General features: G+C 75.5%; 15 protein-coding genes. 7 read left to right on the top strand and 8 right to left on the bottom strand.

The features are described 5' to 3' along the window. Positions 1 to 11: 11 nt before the first annotated feature. Positions 12 to 833, bottom strand: a complete 822-nt coding sequence (gene ddaH, locus ACRYRX_RS10495) for a dimethylargininase (RefSeq protein ID WP_432511807.1) — start codon at positions 831 to 833, stop codon at positions 12 to 14. A gap of 98 nt (positions 834 to 931) precedes the next feature. On the opposite strand from ddaH, the gene ACRYRX_RS10490 reads away from it, so the two are divergent. From ACRYRX_RS10490 to gatB, 5 genes are all read left to right on the top strand, one after another. Next, positions 932 to 1,375, top strand: a complete 444-nt coding sequence (locus tag ACRYRX_RS10490) for an Lrp/AsnC family transcriptional regulator (RefSeq protein WP_432511805.1) — start codon at positions 932 to 934, stop codon at positions 1,373 to 1,375. Positions 1,376 to 1,437: 62 nt separating this feature from the next. Continuing rightward, complete coding sequence (locus ACRYRX_RS10485) at positions 1,438 to 3,675, top strand: putative bifunctional diguanylate cyclase/phosphodiesterase (protein WP_432511803.1); 2,238 nt, start codon at positions 1,438 to 1,440, stop codon at positions 3,673 to 3,675. An 11-nt stretch (positions 3,676 to 3,686) separates the two neighbouring features. After that, entirely contained in the window at positions 3,687 to 3,986 is a 300-nt protein-coding gene (gene gatC / locus ACRYRX_RS10480; protein ID WP_432511802.1) for an Asp-tRNA(Asn)/Glu-tRNA(Gln) amidotransferase subunit GatC, read from the top strand. Beyond that, positions 3,983 to 5,509 (top strand): Asp-tRNA(Asn)/Glu-tRNA(Gln) amidotransferase subunit GatA, encoded by a 1,527-nt coding sequence (gatA, locus tag ACRYRX_RS10475; protein WP_432511801.1) that lies wholly within the window; start codon positions 3,983 to 3,985, stop codon positions 5,507 to 5,509. Before gatC ends, gatA begins: the two co-directional genes overlap by 4 nt. Then, complete coding sequence (gatB, locus tag ACRYRX_RS10470) at positions 5,506 to 7,023, top strand: Asp-tRNA(Asn)/Glu-tRNA(Gln) amidotransferase subunit GatB (RefSeq protein WP_432511800.1); 1,518 nt, start codon at positions 5,506 to 5,508, stop codon at positions 7,021 to 7,023. The genes gatA and gatB overlap by 4 nt, the downstream gene beginning before the upstream one ends. A 117-nt stretch (positions 7,024 to 7,140) precedes the next feature. Here gatB and ACRYRX_RS10465 read toward each other — a convergent pair whose 3' ends face one another. Beyond that, entirely contained in the window at positions 7,141 to 7,740 is a 600-nt protein-coding gene (locus ACRYRX_RS10465) for a DedA family protein (RefSeq protein WP_432511843.1), read from the bottom strand. Between the two features lie 41 nt (positions 7,741 to 7,781). Between ACRYRX_RS10465 and pdxY the strand changes: the two genes are divergently transcribed. After that, complete coding sequence (gene pdxY / locus ACRYRX_RS10460; RefSeq protein ID WP_432511799.1) at positions 7,782 to 8,633, top strand: pyridoxal kinase PdxY; 852 nt, start codon at positions 7,782 to 7,784, stop codon at positions 8,631 to 8,633. A 13-nt stretch (positions 8,634 to 8,646) separates the two neighbouring features. Here the strand turns inward: pdxY and ACRYRX_RS10455 are convergent, their stop codons facing one another. Beyond that, positions 8,647 to 9,852, bottom strand: a complete 1,206-nt coding sequence (locus tag ACRYRX_RS10455; RefSeq protein ID WP_432511798.1) for a PQQ-dependent sugar dehydrogenase — start codon at positions 9,850 to 9,852, stop codon at positions 8,647 to 8,649. A gap of 59 nt (positions 9,853 to 9,911) precedes the next feature. On the opposite strand from ACRYRX_RS10455, the gene ACRYRX_RS10450 reads away from it, so the two are divergent. After that, the gene (locus tag ACRYRX_RS10450) at positions 9,912 to 10,832 is read left to right on the top strand and encodes a 2-hydroxyacid dehydrogenase (protein WP_432511797.1); all 921 of its coding nucleotides are present in this window, start codon (positions 9,912 to 9,914) and stop codon (positions 10,830 to 10,832) included. On the opposite strand, the gene ACRYRX_RS10445 is transcribed toward ACRYRX_RS10450, so the two are convergent. The 5 genes from ACRYRX_RS10445 to nirB are packed head-to-tail and all read right to left on the bottom strand — an operon-like array spanning position 10,796 to position 16,650. Continuing rightward, positions 10,796 to 11,482, bottom strand: coding sequence for a sirohydrochlorin chelatase (locus ACRYRX_RS10445; protein ID WP_432511795.1), 687 nt, complete (start codon positions 11,480 to 11,482; stop codon positions 10,796 to 10,798). The two genes, ACRYRX_RS10450 and ACRYRX_RS10445, sit on opposite strands and share 37 nt — an antisense overlap. After that, positions 11,479 to 12,576: a uroporphyrinogen-III synthase gene (locus tag ACRYRX_RS10440; protein ID WP_432511794.1), complete on the bottom strand. Its 1,098-nt coding sequence runs from the start codon at positions 12,574 to 12,576 to the stop codon at positions 11,479 to 11,481. The genes ACRYRX_RS10445 and ACRYRX_RS10440 overlap by 4 nt, the downstream gene beginning before the upstream one ends. Next, positions 12,573 to 13,856, bottom strand: a complete 1,284-nt coding sequence (gene cobA, locus ACRYRX_RS10435; RefSeq protein ID WP_432511793.1) for a uroporphyrinogen-III C-methyltransferase — start codon at positions 13,854 to 13,856, stop codon at positions 12,573 to 12,575. The genes ACRYRX_RS10440 and cobA overlap by 4 nt, the downstream gene beginning before the upstream one ends. After that, the gene (locus ACRYRX_RS10430) at positions 13,853 to 14,176 is read right to left on the bottom strand and encodes a Rieske (2Fe-2S) protein (RefSeq protein WP_432511792.1); all 324 of its coding nucleotides are present in this window, start codon (positions 14,174 to 14,176) and stop codon (positions 13,853 to 13,855) included. Before ACRYRX_RS10430 ends, cobA begins: the two co-directional genes overlap by 4 nt. Then, entirely contained in the window at positions 14,173 to 16,650 is a 2,478-nt protein-coding gene (nirB, locus tag ACRYRX_RS10425) for a nitrite reductase large subunit NirB (protein WP_432511790.1), read from the bottom strand. The genes ACRYRX_RS10430 and nirB overlap by 4 nt, the downstream gene beginning before the upstream one ends. Position 16,651: the final 1 nt, after the last annotated feature.

Raw genomic sequence — 16,651 nt, 5'->3', positions numbered from 1 at the left:
CGGTCCGCCCCTCACCGCCGCAGCACCAGCACGCAGCACTTCGGCCCGCCCCCGCCGCGCAGCAGCTCCGACAGGTCCACCGGCACCGGCTCGTACCCCCGGTCCCGCAACGCCTGCGCGTACCCCGTGGCGCGCGCGGACAGCACCACGTGCCGCCCGTCGCCGATGGCGTTCATCCCCAGGACCCCGGCCGTCGCCTCGTCGGTGACCAGCGCGCCGGGGAACAGCCCGCGCAGCACCGCGCGCGACGGCTCGTCGAAGGCCCCCGGGAAGTACGCGACGTCGGGGTGCGCGGGGTCGTCGTCGAGCACGGTGAGCGCGGTGTCCAGGTGGTAGAACCGCGGGTCCACCAGCCGCAGCGACGTCACCGGCCGGCCCAGCACCCGGGCCAGCTCGTCGTGCGCGGCCCGCGTCGTGCGGAAGCCGTGCCCGGCCAGCAGGTGCTCCCCGGCGGTCAGCACGTCGCCCTCGCCCTCGTCCACCTCCACCGGGCGGTGCACCGGCCCGAGCCCGGCGCGGGCGAACCACGCGTCGAACAGCTCCTCCTCCCCGGCCCGCTCGGCGTGCGCGAACCGCGCCCCGACCGTCCCCCACGGCGTCACCAGCCCGCCGTTGGCGGTGTAGACCATGTCCGGCAGCCCCGGGCGACCCTCGACGACCTCGACGGTGTGGCCCAGCTCCTGCAGCGTCCGCCGCAGCTCCTCCCACTGGGCGAGCGCGCGGCCCACGTCGACCGGCCGGGCCCGGTCCATCCACGGGTTGATCTCGTAGGAGACGGCGAAGTGCTCGGGACGGCACATCAGCAGCCGCAGCGGGCGGGCGGTCCGGTTCACGCTCCGATCATGGGATCCCCGTGCCGCGCACGCCAAGACCGGTACCCTGCGCGTGCACGCAGGATCCCGACACCCCACCGCCGGCGAGGAGTGGTCCGTTGCGCGAGCTCGACGCCGTCGACCGCGGCATCCTCACCGTCCTCGAGCGTGACGGCCGCGCCACCTTCGCCCGCATCGGCGACGCGGTCGGCCTGTCCGCCCCCGCCGCCAAGCGCCGCGTCGACAAGCTCGTCGCCGACGGCGTCATCGCCGGCTTCACCGCCGTCGTCGACCCCGCCGCCCTCGGCTGGGGCACCGAGGCGTTCGTGGAGGTCCGCTGCCACGGCACCGTCTCGCCCGCCGAGCTGCGCCGCGCCTGGCGCGACGTCCCCGAGATCGTCGGCGCCTACACCGTCACCGGGCCCGCCGACGCCCTCCTGCACCTGCGCGCCCACGACGTCGCGCACCTGGAGCGGGCCGTCGAACGCGTCCGCGACGAGGCGAACGTCGCCGCCACCGACTCCGTCATCGTGCTGTCCCGGCTGGTCCCGCACGCCGGGTGACCTGGATCACAGATCAGGTGTTCTCGTTGACGGTCCCCGGGCGCACGCCGATGACTGGGACCGTGAACGGGAACCTGCGTCGTGCCCTGCTCGCCGCCGCAGGGGTCGGTGCCGCCGGCTTCCTCACCGAGCGCGCCCCCGCCCACGTCGACGGACGGCTCACCAGCGCCGTCCTGCTCCTCGCCGTGCTCACCGGCACCCTGCTGCTGCACCACCGGCGCCCCGAGCGCGCTCGTGCGATGTCCGCCACGAGCTGGCGGTCCTTCAGCGCCGCCGGCGTGGTCCTCGTCGTGACCGCCGCCGCCGACCTCGCCGTCGGGGTCGCCGACGGGCGCGGGTTCTGGACCGGGATCCCGCTCGCCGCCGGCACCCTCGCGGCCGGGCCCCTCGTCCTGCGCGGGCTGGTCCGGTGGAACGCGCAGTGCCAGCACGTCCTCGACGACGGGCACGTCACCACCACCGTCAGCGCCGTCCTCGCGGTGACCGGCGCGGGCAACCTGCTCGTCCCGCACCTGCCGGCCGACCTCAGCGCGTGGTCCTGGTGGCAGGTCCAGGTCTGGCTGCTCACCGTCAGCCTCCTGCTGGTCCTCGTCGGCACCGCGGTCGTCGTCGCCCGCTGCGCCGGGCTCAGCGGCGACCCCCGGCTGTGGTCGCTCACCGGCGCGCTGGCGGCCCTGACCGTCGTGGACGCCTTCGTCGCCGTCACCGGCGGGGCCGGGGTCGTCGCCGTGCAGGGCGCCGCCGCCGCCGGGACCCTGATCATGGGTGCCGGGGTCCTGCGGGCGTGCGCCCCGGGCCCGGTCGTCGTCAGCGCCGAGGTGCCGGCCGGCGGGGCCATGGCGGTGCTGGCCACCTCCCTGGTCGTCCTGGCCGTCGCCCTGGCCGGGGCGCTGGACCGCGCGGCGCTCGTCTGGGCCGGCCTGGCCGCCGCGGGCAGCGCCGCGAGCCTGGTGCGGCTCGTGCGCCGCCTCGCCGACCTCGCCCGCGCCCGCGTGCAGGCCCGCACCGACGACCTCACCGGCGTCGGGAACCGCCGCGCCCTCGTCGAGGAGGTCGGCCGGCTGCGGACCCGCGGGCAGCCCGCGGCCCTGCTCAAGATCGACGTCGACGACTTCGGCCTGGTCAACGAGCGCATCGGCCACCACGGCGGGGACGACGTCCTCGTCGCCGTGGCCACCGCCGTGGGCACCGCCGCCCCCAGCGGCGCGCACACCGCCCGCACCGCCGGTGACACCTTCGCCGTGCTCCTGCCCGACACCGGCGAGGACGCCGCCGTGGGCGTGGCCCGGCACCTCGAGCGCGCCCTGCGGGACCTGCCCACGCCCGTCGGCCTGGGCCGCCCGCTCTCGGTCAGCATCGGCGTGGCCACCGCCGCCGCCGGCCGGGTGCACGCCGACGACCTCATGCACCGCGCCGGGGCCGCCCTGGCCCTCGCCAAGGGCGGGCGCCGCGGGATCGCCCGCTACGACGCCGCGCTCGAGGCCCGCACCCGCGACCGGTCCACGCTCGTCGCCGACCTGGGGCGGGCGCTGGGCGACGCCGCCCGCCGCGACGCCGAGCTGCGGCTGGCCTACCAGCCGCAGGTCGAGGTCGCCTCCGGCGCCGTCGCCGGGGTCGAGGCCCTGGTGCGCTGGCACCACCCCGTGCGGGGCCTGCTGAGCCCGGACCGCTTCCTCGACCTCGCCGAGGAGCACGGCCTGATGGACGCGCTCACCGCCCACCTGCTCGACCGGGCGGTCCGGGAGGCCGGCGGCTGGAGCTGCGGAGGCCGGCCGCTGCGCCTGTCGGTGAACCTGTCGGCCGGCTCCCTCGCCGCCGAACAGCTGCTGCCGGTGGTCGACGACGTGCTGCAGCGCAACGGGTTCGACCCCCGGCGTCTCGTCCTGGAGATCACCGAGACCACCCTCATGAGCGACCCCGGTCTCGCCGTCGAGGTCACCGGGAGCCTGGTGGCCCGCGGCGTCGCCCTGAGCATCGACGACTACGGCACGGGCTACTCCTCGCTGGCCTACCTCACCGACCTGCCCGCCACCGAGCTCAAGCTCGACCGTGCCTTCACCCTGCGCGTCACCTCCGAACCCCGCACCGCGGCGATCGTCGAGGGGACCGTCGCGCTGGCGCACCGCCTCGGTCTGCGGGTCGTCGCCGAGGGCGTCGAGGACGCCGGGGCCCTGGAGGTCCTGCGCCACCTCGGCGTCGACGAGACGCAGGGCTACCTGCACGCCCGCCCCCTGGACCCGGCGGGCCTGCGGGACTGGCTCAGCGGGCGCGCCCCCGAGCCGGAGCGCTGCCCCGCATAGACTGACCGACCGTGTCCGCCATCTCCCGATCCGAGGTCGAGCACCTCGCGCGCCTGGCGCGCATCGACATGTCCGACGAGGAGCTGGACCGCATGGCGGGTCAGCTCGACGCGGTCCTCGATGCCGTCGCGGCCGTCGCGAAGGTCGCCACCGACGACGTCCCCGCCACCTCCCACCCCGTCCCCCTGACGAACGTGACCCGCCCCGACGAGGTCGGGCAGGTCCTCACGGCCGAGGAGGCCCTCGCCGGCGCCCCCGCCGCCGAGGACGGCCGGTTCCGCGTCCCGATGATCCTGGGGGAGGAGGCGTGAGCGAGCTGATCCACCGCACCGCCGCCGAGCTGTCGCAGCTCCTGACCGCCGGGGAGGTCTCGGCCGTCGAGGTGACCCGGGCCCACCTGGACCGCATCGACGCCGTCGACGGACCCGCCGACCGCGGCGTCCACGCGTTCCTGCACGTCGACCACGACGGCGCCCTGGCCCGCGCCCGGCAGATCGACGCCGACCGCGTCGCCGGGGCCGACCTCGGCCCCCTCGCCGGCGTCCCCGTCGGCGTCAAGGACGTCCTGACCACCCGGGGCCTGCCCACCACCGCCGGGTCCCGCATGCTCGAGGGCTGGGTCCCGCCGTACGACGCGACCGTCGTGCGCGCCCTGCACGACGCCGGCCTCGTCGTCCTCGGCAAGACCAACATGGACGAGTTCGCGATGGGCTCCACGACCGAGCACTCCGCGTTCGGCGACACCCGCAACCCGTGGGACCCCACCCGCATCCCGGGCGGCTCCGGCGGCGGGTCCGCGGCGGCGCTCGCGGCCTTCGAGGCCCCGCTGACCATCGGTTCCGACACCGGCGGCTCCATCCGCCAGCCCGCGGCCGTCACCGGCACGGTGGGCGTCAAGCCGACCTACGGCGCGGTCTCCCGGTACGGCCTCATCGCGCTGGCCAGCTCCCTGGACCAGGCGGGCCCGTGCGCCCGCACGGTGCTGGACACCGCGCTGCTGCACGCCGTCGTCGCCGGGCACGACCCGCTGGACTCCACCTCGATCCCCGCGCCCGTCCCCGACGTCGTGGGCGCCGCGACGCTCGGCGCGTCCGGCGACCTGACCGGGGTGCGGATCGGCGTCGTGAAGGAGCTGTCCGGGGAGGGCTACGAGGCGGGCGTCGTCGCGCGGTTCGAGGAGTCGCTGGCCGAGTTCCGCGCCGCGGGCGCCGAGGTCGTCGAGCTGAGCCTGCCGAACATCGTGCACGCGCTCGCCGCGTACTACCTCATCCTGCCCAGCGAGGCGTCGAGCAACCTCGCCAAGTTCGACGGCATGCGCTACGGCCTGCGCGTCGTGCCCGAGGGCGACGGCGTCACGGCCGAGGCCGTGATGCGCGCGACCCGCGCCGCCGGTTTCGGCGACGAGGCCAAGCGCCGGATCGTCCTGGGCACCTACGCGCTGTCGGCGGGCTACTACGACGCCTACTACGGCAGCGCGCAGAAGGTCCGCACGCTCGTGCAGCGCGACTTCGACGCCGCCTTCGGGCAGGTCGACGTGCTGGTCTCGCCGACGGCGCCGACGGTCGCCTACCGGCTGGGGGAGAAGCTCGACGACCCGCTGGCGATGTACGCCGGGGACGTCGCGACGATCCCGGCGAACCTGGCCGGGATCCCGGGCATGTCGCTGCCCGCGGGCCTGTCCGACGGGCTGCCCGTGGGGCTGCAGATCCTCGCCCCGCAGCAGGCCGACGACCGGCTGTACCGGGTCGGGGCGGCGCTGGAGGCGCGGTTGAACGACAAGTGGGGCGGGCCGTTGTCCGCGAAGGTCCCGACGTGGCAGGGGGTGTCGGCGTGAGCGTCGAACTGGTCGACTACGACGAGGCGGTGGCGGAGTTCGACCCCGTCCTCGGCCTCGAGGTGCACGTCGAGCTGAACACGAGGACCAAGATGTTCTCGGGTGCGCCGACGGAGTTCGGCGCCGAGCCGAACACCCAGGTGGACCCGACGTCGCTGGGCCTGCCCGGGGCGATGCCGGTCCTGAACGCCAAGGCGCTGGAATCGGCGATCCGCATCGGCCTGGCGCTGAACTGCCAGATCGCGCAGTCCTGCCGGTTCGCCCGGAAGAACTACTTCTACCCGGACATGCCGAAGAACTTCCAGACCTCGCAGTACGACGAGCCGATCGCCTTCGACGGGTACCTCGACGTCGACGTCCCGGCCAGCGAGGACGGCACGAAGCCGGCCTTCACGTACCGCGTGCTCATCGAGCGCGCGCACATGGAGGAGGACACCGGCAAGTCGCTGCACGTCGGCGGCTCCACCGGCCGCATCCACGGCGCCGAGTTCTCCCTCGTGGACTACAACCGCGCCGGGATCCCGCTCATCGAGATCGTCACCCGGCCCCTGGAGGGCACCGGGGACCGCGCCCCGGACGTGGCCCGCGCCTACGTCGCGGCGCTGCGCGACCTGCTGCGGGCGCTGGACGTGTCGGACGTGAAGATGGAGCAGGGCTCGCTGCGCTGCGACGTCAACCTGTCGCTGCGGCCCACGCCGACCTCGAAGCTCGGGACGCGCTCGGAGACGAAGAACGTCAACTCGCTGCGGTCGGTCGAGCGGGCCGTCCGCTACGAGGTGTCCCGGCACGCCGCGATCCTGCGGGCCGGTGAGAAGGTCGTCCAGGAGACGCGGCACTGGCACGAGGACACCGGCCTGACGACCCCGGGCCGGGAGAAGTCCGACGCCGAGGACTACCGGTACTTCCCCGAGCCCGACCTCGTCCCGATCGTCCCGGACCGGGCCTGGGTGGAGGAGCTGCGCGCCGCGCTGCCCGAGCCCCCGGCCCAGCGCCGCAAGCGGCTGCACGCCGAGTGGGGCTTCTCCGACCTGGAGTTCCGCGACCTCGTCAACGCCGGCGCGCTCGACGTCGTGGAGGCCACCGTCGCGGCGGGCGCATCGCCCGCGGCGGCCCGCAAGTGGTGGTCGGGGGAACTGGCCCGCCGCGCGAACGCCGACGGCGTGGACCTGGCCGACCTGCCCGTGCGGCCCGCCGACGTGGCCGAGCTGGCCGCGCTCGTCGAGGACGGCAAGCTCACCGACCGCCTCGCCCGCGAGGCCCTCGACGGCGTCCTGGCCGGGGAGGGCTCGGTCGCCGAGGTCGTCGAAGCGCGCGGCCTCATCGTCGTGCAGGACGACGGCGCGCTGGCCGCGGCCGTCGATGAGGTCCTGGCGGCGAACCCCGACGTGGTCGAGAAGATCCGCGGCGGCAAGGCGCAGGCCGCCGGTGCGCTCATCGGCCAGGTCATGAAGAAGATGCAGGGCAAGGCGGACGCGGCGAGGATCCGCGAGCTGATCGCCGCCCGGGTCGGCTGACCCACCCGTTCCCCCGGGGGGCCGGGCCCCTCGGGGTCCGCCCCTCGTCCGCCCCTCCGCGATCAAGGACTCCCGCACCGCGATCAAGGACTCAGGAGTCCTTGATCGCGGGGCGGGTCAGGGAGTGCGGGAGCGCACGACCCGGTTCAGCACGAGGTCGACGACGAACCCGAGCGCGAGCGCGATGACGATGCCGAGGGCGGCGCCCACCAGGGGGGTCGACTCGACCCAGTGCCCGGCCAGGGAGCCGATGGCGACCGAGTACGCCGCCCAGGTGAGCGCGGCGACCGCGCTGAGCGGCACGAACCGGGCCCGCGGGAACCGCACCGCCCCCGCGGTGAGGTTCACCGCGGTGCGGCCGATCGGCACGTAGCGCGCGGCGAGGACCGCGAAGGCGCCGCGCCGGTCCAGCTCCCGGGCGGCGCGGGTGAACGCCCGTTCCAGGCGGGGGTGGCCGGCGACCCAGCCGCGCAGCGGCGAGTGCCGACCCATCGCGTACGTGAGGTTGTCGCCCGCGAACGCCCCGGCCGCGGCGCAGGCGAACAGCGCCCACCGGTCCGGGTGGCCGGTGTCGGCGGCGATCGCCGACAGGCCGATGACGATCGACTCGCTGGGCAGCGGCGGCACGAAGGCGTCCAGGGCGGACAGGCAGAGCACGACGGCCAGCACCCACGGGGCCCCCGCGTGCTCGGCGACGAGCCCGTTCAGCTGATCCATCACCGGATCAGCGTGTCACGCCGCGGCGTACCCTGGGGCGGGTGAAGGTCCTCTCCGTCCAGTCCGCCGTCGCCTACGGCCACGTCGGCAACTCGGCCGCCGTCTTCCCCCTCCAGCGCATCGGGGTCGAGGTGATCCCCGTCTACACCGTGAACTTCTCCAACCACACTGGGTACGGCGCGTGGCGCGGTCCGCTCATCGCCCCGGCCGACGTCGCCGACGTCATCACCGGCGTCGAGGAACGCGGGGCCTTCCCGCAGATCGACGTCGTCCTGTCGGGGTACCAGGGCGGGGCGGGCATCGCCGACGTCGTCGTCGACGCCGTCCGCCGGGTCAAGGCCGCGAACCCCTCGGCGATCTACGCCTGCGACCCCGTCATGGGCAACGCGAAGTCGGGCTGCTTCGTGGCCCCGGAGATCCCCGACCTGCTGCGCGACCGGGTCGTGCCCGTCGCCGACGTCATCACCCCCAACCAGTTCGAGCTCGGGTACCTCACCGGCACCGAGCCCACCACGCTGGAGTCGACGCTGGCCTCGGTCGACGCGGCCCGCGCGATGGGGCCCTCCACGGTGCTGGTCACCAGCGTCGAGCGCCCCGACCGGGAGGAAGGCACGGTCGAGGTGCTCGTCGCCGACGACGCCGGCGCCTGGGTCGTCCAGACGCCGATGCTGCCGTTCAAGGCCAACGGGTCCGGCGACGTGACCGCGGCGCTGTTCACGGCGCACCACCGGTCGACCGGCGACGCGAAGGTCGCCCTGGAACGCACCGTCTCCAGCGTGTTCGACCTCATCGAGACGACGTACCGCTCCGGGGAGCGGGAGCTGCAGCTCGTCGAGGCGCAGGAGTTCTACGCCCACCCCCGCCTGCAGTTCACCGCCGAACGCGTCCGCTGACGCGGGGCGGGGTTCACGGCGTCAGCGGCACCGACACCAGCCGGTCGTCGCCCGGTCGCGGCTCGCCGCGGAACGTGTTCGACGTCAGGACCCACAACGTCCCGTCCGGGCCCACCTCGACGGTCCGCAACCGCCCGAGCGCCCCGTCGAGGTAGGCGTCCGGGGTCCCGGTGGGGCCGTCGGGGTTGAGCGGGACCCGCCACAGCTTCTGGCCGCGCAGCGCCGCGACGTACACCGCGTCGGGGGTGACGACGACCCCCGACGGGGACGCGTCGGCGGTCTTCCACGTCTGGACGGGGGCGATGAACTTCCCGCCCCCGTCGCCGGGGCCCTCGACCTCGGGCCAGCCGTAGTTCCCGCCGGGGCGGATGACGTTCAGCTCGTCGAAGGTGTCCTGCCCGAACTCCGAGGCGATGAGCCGTCCGGCGGTGTCCCAGCCGAAGCCCTGCGGGTTGCGGTGGCCGTAGGACCAGGTGCGCGACCCGGCGAACGGGTTGTCCGGCGGGATCGAGCCGTCGGCGTTGACGCGCAGGACCTTCCCGCCCAGGGAGTTCACGTCCTGCGCCGAGGGGCGGTCCTGGGCGTCGCCGGTGCCGACGTAGAGCTTGCCGTCGGGGCCGAACGCGATCCGGCCGCCGTTGTGCGTGGAGTTCTTCGGGATGCCCGTCACGACGTCGGTGGCCTCGGTGAGCCGGTTCTGCGCCAGGGTGTACCGCACGACGCGGTTGTCGTCTCGGGTGGTCTGGTAGAGGAAGACGTGCCCGTCGGTCGCGAACCCCGGCGACAGGGTGATCCCGAGCAGGCCGCCCTCGCCGCCGGGGGCGACGTCCGGCACGCGGCCCTGCTCGCCGTCGGCGCCCACGGCGGTCGAGACGCCCGGCCCGACCCGCACGACGCGGGCCTGGTCCCGCAGCGTCACCAGCGCGGTCCCGTCGGGCAGCACCGCCAGCCCCCACGGCACGTCGAGCCCGGTCGCGACGTCCACCGGGTCCCCGGGTTTGCCGACGGCCGCGGCCCGCGGGTCCGTCGGGGACGGCGCGGGCGGGGTCGTGGTGGCGGTGGTGGCCGCGGGGGCGGAGGTGGCGGCCTGCGGGGGGCCGGCGGTGTCGGGCGCGCTGGAGCAGCCGAGCAGCAGGGCCGCGCTCACCGCCGTGACCAGGGTCGGGTTCCGGGCCGCGACGGCGCGGCGGGGGAGCGGGGCGGTGCGTCCACGGGGCACCGCCCCATCCTCACCCGGTCACCGGCGGTCGGCGACAGCGGCTCGGTAGCGTGCGGCCGGTGAGCACCCAGCCCCTCGTCGTGAGCGTCCCGTCCGCCTCCTGGGCCCGCGCCCTCGGGCCCCTCGACGGCGCCGAGGTCGTCGTGTGGGACGGTCGCGGCGACGCGCCGGACCCGGCCCCGGACCTCGTCGTCCCCGAGTACGTGGCGACCCCGGACCTGTCGCGGCTGCCGGCGGCGACCCGCTGCGTACAGCTGCTGACCATCGGCTTCGACGGGGTCCCCGAGCAGCTGCCCCCCGGGGTCGTGCTCTGCAACGCCGCCGGGGTGCACGAGACGTCCACCGCCGAACTGGCCGTGGGACTGGCCATCACGGCGTTGCGCGGCCTCGACGGCGACGTGCGCCGCATGGCGACCGGGACGTGGGGCCCCTCGCGCCGCACCTCGCTGGCCGACCGGTCCGTCCTCGTCGTCGGCTGGGGCGGGGTGGGGCGGGCCACCGCCGCGCGGCTGGCCCCCTTCGAGTGCTCGGTGACGCCCGTCGGGACGCGCGCCCGGGTGCAGGACGGGGTGCGGGTGCACGCCGTGGAGGAACTGCCCGACCTGCTGCCGCGGCACGACGTGGTGGTGCTGGCCTGCCCGCTCACCGACCGGACCCGCGGCCTGGTCGGCCGGGAGTTCCTGGCGTCGCTGCCCGACGGGGGGCTCGTGGTGAACGTCGCGCGCGGTCCCGTCGTGGACACCGCCGCCCTCGTCGCGGAACTGCGCACCGGGCGGCTGCGCGCCGCCCTCGACGTCACTGACCCCGAACCCCTCCCGGCCGACCACGAGCTGTGGACGCTGCCGGGCGTCGTCGTCACCCCGCACGTCGGCGGGAACTCCACGGCGTTCCGGCCGCGGATGGTCGCGCTGCTGCGCGAGCAGGTGGCCCGGCTCGCGGCCGGTCAGGAACCCCGCAACGTCGTCAGCGTCGTGTCGTAGCGCTCCAGCACCAGGTCGACCAGCGCCGGGTGCACGCCCAGCGGTTCGGTGACGACGGCGGCCCCCGCGCGGGCCAGCCGCTCGGAGAACACCCCCGGCGCCAGCAGGTAGCTGACGACCGCGACCGGTCCGGGCCCCGCCGCGGCCACCGCGTCGGCGACGGACGGTTCCTGCGCGGACAGGAAACCCGACGTCACGGGGGTGCCGAGCCGTCCGGACAGCAGCCGCACCGCCTCGGCCACGTCGGCCTGCGCCCGCGCGTCCGAGGACCCCGCGGCGGCCAGGACGACCCGGCCGTCGAAGTCCCCCAGCCGCTCGCACAGGACGTCGGTGACGACCTCGCCGGGGCCCAGCGCGGGAGCGGCCACGGCCCGCCCGCCGCCGCGGGCGACGGCCTCGGCGATGTCGACGCGCACGTGGTACCCGCTGGACAGCAGCAGCGGCACCACGACCGCGTCCCGGTCGGCGCACACGCGGTCCACCACGTCGGCCAGGAAGGGGCCGTGGACGTCGACCTGCGCGGCCTCGACCTCCAGCCCGGGCCGCGCCGCCCGCACCGCCGCGCGCAACCCGTCGACGACGGAACGCCCCGCGGCCGAACGGGTCCCGTGCGAGCAGGCGATGAGCACGGGGGGACGCCCGGCGCTCACGCGGCCACGTCCAGCCGGTAGCCGCGCTTGACGACGGTCCGGACCAGGGTGGGGTCGGGCAGCGCCGAGCGCAGCCGCCCGATCGTCACCTCGACGGCGTGCCCGTCGGCGGCCCCGGGCAGTTCGGCGAGCAGCTCCTCGCGGGTGCAGACCGCGCCGGCGGCCTGGGCGAGGCGGCGCAGCAGCGCCTGCGGGCCCGGGGCGAGGTCGAGCACGGCGTCGGCGAGCACGACGGCCCCCGCCCGCACGGTCAGCGTCCCGTGCGGGGTCCGCACCTGCGCCTGCGGGTGCTGGGCCAGGTGGGCGGTGAGGGTGCGCAGCAGCGCGCCGAGCCGCCAGCGGTCCGGGACGAGCGGTTCGACCCCCACCGCGCGCAGCGGCTCGGCGGTCACGTCGCCGACGGCGCAGGCCACGACGCCGGAACGCATCGCGGCCACGAGCTCGTCGTGCCGCCCCCGGGCCCCGGCGGCGGCGAGCAGCGCCACGGCCCCCGGGGCGCTGGTGAACGTCACGGCGTCCAGCGCGCGGTCGGCGACGAGGTCGACGAGGCGGTCGACGGCGCCGGGGTCGTCCGGCGGCAGCCAGCGGTAGACGGAGATGCCGCGCACCCGGGCCCCGGCCTCGACCAGCGGCGCGAGCTGGTCCTGGTCGGCGGCGCCGTGCAGCTGCACGACGATCGACAGGCCCGCGACCCCCTCGGCGAGCAGCCGCTCGACGGCCTCGGCGGTCTGCTCCGAGGCCGCCGACCACGCCTCGCGCAGGCCGTTGGCGCGGATGACGCCGGTCGCCTTCGGCCCGCGGGCCACCACCCGGGCCTTCGCGAACGTCTCCAGCAGCGGCGCGGCCAGCCCGGCGGCGTCGGCGGCCTCCACCCACCCGCGCAACCCGATGCCGGTGGTGACCAGGACGACGTCGGGCGGGTCGGCGATGACGTCGCGGGTCCCGGCCAGCAGTTCGTCGTCCTCGGTGAGCGGGACGATGCGCATCGTGGGGGCGTGCACGACCCGGGCGCCCTTGCGTTCGAACGTGGCGATCATGTCGTCCGACCGACGGTCGCTGGTGATGCCGATCGTCACGCCGAGGAGTTCGCTCACGTGAGCGGACGGTAGGGGACCCCGCCGTCGAAAGCCATCTCCGGCGGGGTCCCCGCCCCCGTGTCGGAACCCGTGTCGGAACCCGTGCCGGAACCCGGGTCGGACGCCAGGTCCGCCACCGCGCCGATCACGATGACCGCGGGGTTGCGCACCCCCCGCTGCGCGGCGACCGCGGCGATCCGCTCCAGCGGGGCGCGGGTCGTGCGCTGCCCCGCGCGCCAGCCGTTCTCGACGATCGCGACGGGCGTGGAGGGGTCCTTGCCCGCGGCCAGCAGCCCCTCGGCGATCGACGGGAGCATCGTGACGCCCATGAGGACGACGAGCGTCCCGTCGAGCCGGGCCAGCGCCTCGGCGTCGATCCGCTCGTGGCCGCTGACCACCGTCACCGACCGCGACAGCCCCCGGTGCGTGACGGGGATCCCCGCCGCGGCCGGGACGGCGAACGCGCTCGTCACCCCCGGCACGACGTCCACGTCCACCCCGGCGGCCCGGCAGGCGGCGACCTCCTCCCCGCCGCGGCCCAGGACGTAGGGGTCGCCGCCCTTGAGCCGCACGACGCGGCGGCCGGCGAGGGCGTGCCCGACGATGATCCGGTTGATCTCCTCCTGGGGGACGGGGTGGTGGTCGGGCGTCTTGCCGACGTCGACGACCTCCACGTCGGGGTCGAGCTCGGCCAGGACGCCGGTGGGCCCGAGGCGGTCGACGACGACGACGTCGGCCTCGGCCAGCCGCCGCCGCCCGCGCAGGGTCAGCAGGTCGACCTCGCCGGGGCCGCCGCCCACGAGCGTGACCCGGCCCCGGCCGGGGCGGCGGCGGCGCAGCGGGGCCGCGCCGGAGTCCAGCCAGCGCGACAGCGCCTCGCGCAGCCCGGCGGACCGGCGGGGGTCGCCGCCGGCCGTGACGGAGACCGTCACGTCGTCGCGGTGGACCACGGCGGGCGTCCACGCCGTCGAGGCGCGGGCGTCGTCGGCGCGCACGCACCAGACGGTCAGCGCCTCGGCCGCTGCGGCCACGGCGGCGTCGGCGGCCGGGTCCCCGGTGGCGGTGTGCACGAGCCAGACCCCGGCCACGTCGGCCGGCTCGACGTCGCGGGCGTGCCAGGTCACCGCGGGCAGCAGGTCGCGCAGGTCCTCGCACAGCGCCGGCGCGACGACCAGGACGTCGGCCCCGGCCGCCACCAGGTCGTGGGCGCGGCGGGCCGCGACCGGGCCGCCCCCGGCGACCAGGACGCGGCGGCCGGTCACGTCCAGGTGCAGGGGGTACTTGACGGTCTCGCTCACGGGGACACCTCCACCAGGCCGTCAGGGGTGACGCGACAAGGATGCACCCTCAGCGTGCCCTCCCCGCCCGCCGCTTCGCCGGTGGTGAGGTCGAACGCGGTCAGGTGCAGGGGGCACACCACGACCCGCTCGTCGATCTGCCCGTCGGCCAGCGGACCGCCGGCGTGCGGGCAGGCGGCCTGGACGGCGCTGACGCGGCCGCTGCGGTGCCGGAACAGCGCGACCTGCTCGCCGCCGACGACGTAGGTGCGGCCCTCCCCGACGGGCAGGTCCTCGACGCGGCAGACCTCCACGGTCGTCTGGTCCACGGTCGGGTTCACGAGCGCACCGCCGGCATGCCGAGGGGGAGCGCGGGGCGGAACTGCCCGGTCGTCACGGGTTCGGCGCCTTCCTGCCAGGGGTCGCGGTAGTTGTCGACGGTGGCCTGCATGCGCTCGTCGAGGCCGGCGGCCAGGCCGTCGGAGTCGTCGACGAGGACGCGCCGGATCCGCTCCACGCCGAGGCGGGGCACGAACTCGTAGGTGCGCTCCAGCCAGTTCCCCCACTCCCGGTAGAACTGGATGAAGCGGCCCACCAGGGTGAGCACCGCCTCGGGGGAGTCCACGGTGGTCAGCAGGTCGCCCTTGCGGATCGTCGCGCCCGCGGCGCCGCCGACGTGGATCTCCCACTTCCCGGCGCCGACGGCGACGACCCCGACGTCCTTGACGTACGCCTCGGCGCAGTTGCGCGGGCAGCCCACGACGGCCAGCTTCAGCTTCGCCGGGGCCTCCACGCCCTGGTACCGGGTCTCGAGGTCGATGCCGAGCTGCGTGGAGTCGCCGAGCCCGAACCGGCAGAAGTCGGTGCCGACGCAGGTCTTCACGGTGCGGAAGCTCTTGCCGTAGGCGTACCCCGACGGCATCCCGAGGTCCTTCCACACCTTCGGCAGGTCCTCCTTGGCGACGCCGAGCAGGTCGATGCGCTGCCCGCCGGTGACCTTCACCATGCCGACGTCGTACTTGTCGGCGACGTCGGCGATCTTCCGCAGCTGCTCGGGGGTGGTGACGCCGCCCTTCATCTGCGGCACCACCGAGAACGTCCCGTCGCGCTGGATGTTCGCGTGGACGCGGTCGTTGATGTACCGGCCGTCGCGCTCCTCCTCGATGCCGTCGGGCCACATCATCCGCAGCAGCGACGTCAGGCCCATCTTCGACTTCGCGTCCTCGACACCGCCGGGCGCCAGTTCCCGGAACACCGCCGACACCGAGCGCAGCTCGCGGGCGCGGATCCGGGCCATGAGTTCCTGCTTGGCCAGCGGGACGCCCGGGACGTACCAGTTCACGCTCTCGTCGACGGTGAGGTCGCCCCCGGCGGCCCACGCGGTGATCTGCTCGACGAGGGGTTTGCAGGAGCCGCAACCCTTGCCCGCCTTGGTCTTGCCCATGACCGCCGTCATCGACGTGCAGCCGCCGGCGACGGCCCCCACGATCGTCCCCTTGGTGACGCCGTTGCAGTTGCAGACCTGGACGTCGTCGTGCAGTTCCGCGACCGAGGCCTCCTCGCCGGGGGCGCCGAGGTCGAACAGCAGGCTCATCCGCTCGGCCGGCAGCGGCGAACCCTGGTCGAACAGCCGGGTCAGCGTCGCGGCGCGGCGGACGTCGCCGAGCAGGGTGGCCCCCACGAGGCGGTCGTCGCGGATCACGACGTTGAGGTAGGTCCCGCGGTGCGGTTCGGAGAACACGACGACCTCGTCCTCGTCGCGCTCGGGGCCGGGCAGCCCCATCGCGACGACGTCGACGCCGGCGACCTTCAGCTTGGTCGAGGTGCGGGTGCCGTGGTACTCGGCGTCGGGCCGGGTGCCGGTGAGGTGGTCGGCGAGGACCCCGGCCTGGTCCCACAGCGGGGCGACGAGCCCGTAGGTCTGCCCGCGGTGCTGGACGCACTCGCCGACGGCGTACACGTCGTCGTGGCTGGTGCGCATCCGGTCGTCGACGACGACGCCGCGCTCGACGTCGAGCCCGGACCGCAGCGCGACGTCGACGTTGGGGCGGATGCCGGCGGCGATGACCACGAAGTCGGCGTCGAGCACCGACCCGTCGGGCAGTTCCACCCCGGTCACGCGGTCGGTGCCGCGCAGGCCCTTCGTCCGGACGCCGGTGTGGACGCGGATGCCGAGGTCCTCGATCGTGCGGCGCAGCACCCGCCCGGCCTCGGGGCCGAGCTGCTGGTTCATGAGGTGCTGGGGGGAGTGGACCAGCTCGACCTGGAGGCCGTGGGTGGCCAGGCCGTGCGCGGCCTCCAGGCCCAGCAGCCCGCCGCCGATGACGACGGCCCGGCGGTGGGTGCGGGCGGCGGCCAGCAGGCCCCGGGCGTCGTCGAGCGTGCGGAAGCCGAACACCCCGTCGAGGTGCAGGCCCTCCATGGCCGGGAAGAACGGGGTGGATCCGGTAGCCAGCAGCAGCGTGTCGTACGGCGTGGTGCCGCCGTCGGCGTCGTGGACGACCTTGGCGAACCGGTCGACCCGGTCGACCTTCACGCCCGCCCGCAGGTCGATCGAGTTCTCGGTGTACCAGGCCAGGGAGTTGAGGAAGATCCCCTCCTCGGTCTCCTCCCCGGACAGCACGTGGGAGAGCATGATGCGGTTGTAGTTGCCGTACGGCTCGTCCCCGAAGACGGTGATGTCGAACTGGTCGCCGCCTCCGCGTTCGAGGAGTTCCTCCACGGCGCGGATGCCCGCCATGCCGTTGCCGACCACCACGAGCCGGCGGCGGGACCCGCGCTGGCGGGGGATGGCCCGTTCCAGGGTCTCGGTCACC

This window comes from Kineococcus lubricus (assembly GCF_050871965.1).
In the GTDB taxonomy this organism is placed as follows: Bacteria; Actinomycetota; Actinomycetes; order Actinomycetales; family Kineococcaceae; genus Kineococcus.
Note: the sequence above shows the minus strand (reverse complement) of the source record. Positions and strands in the feature narration are given on the sequence as shown.

What these genes read in the sequence shown, in the direction of transcription:
- ACRYRX_RS10465 (WP_432511843.1), bottom strand. Translation starts at nt 7,740, where the DNA reads ATGGATCAGCTGAACGGGCTCGTCGCCGAGCACGCGGGGGCCCCGTGG.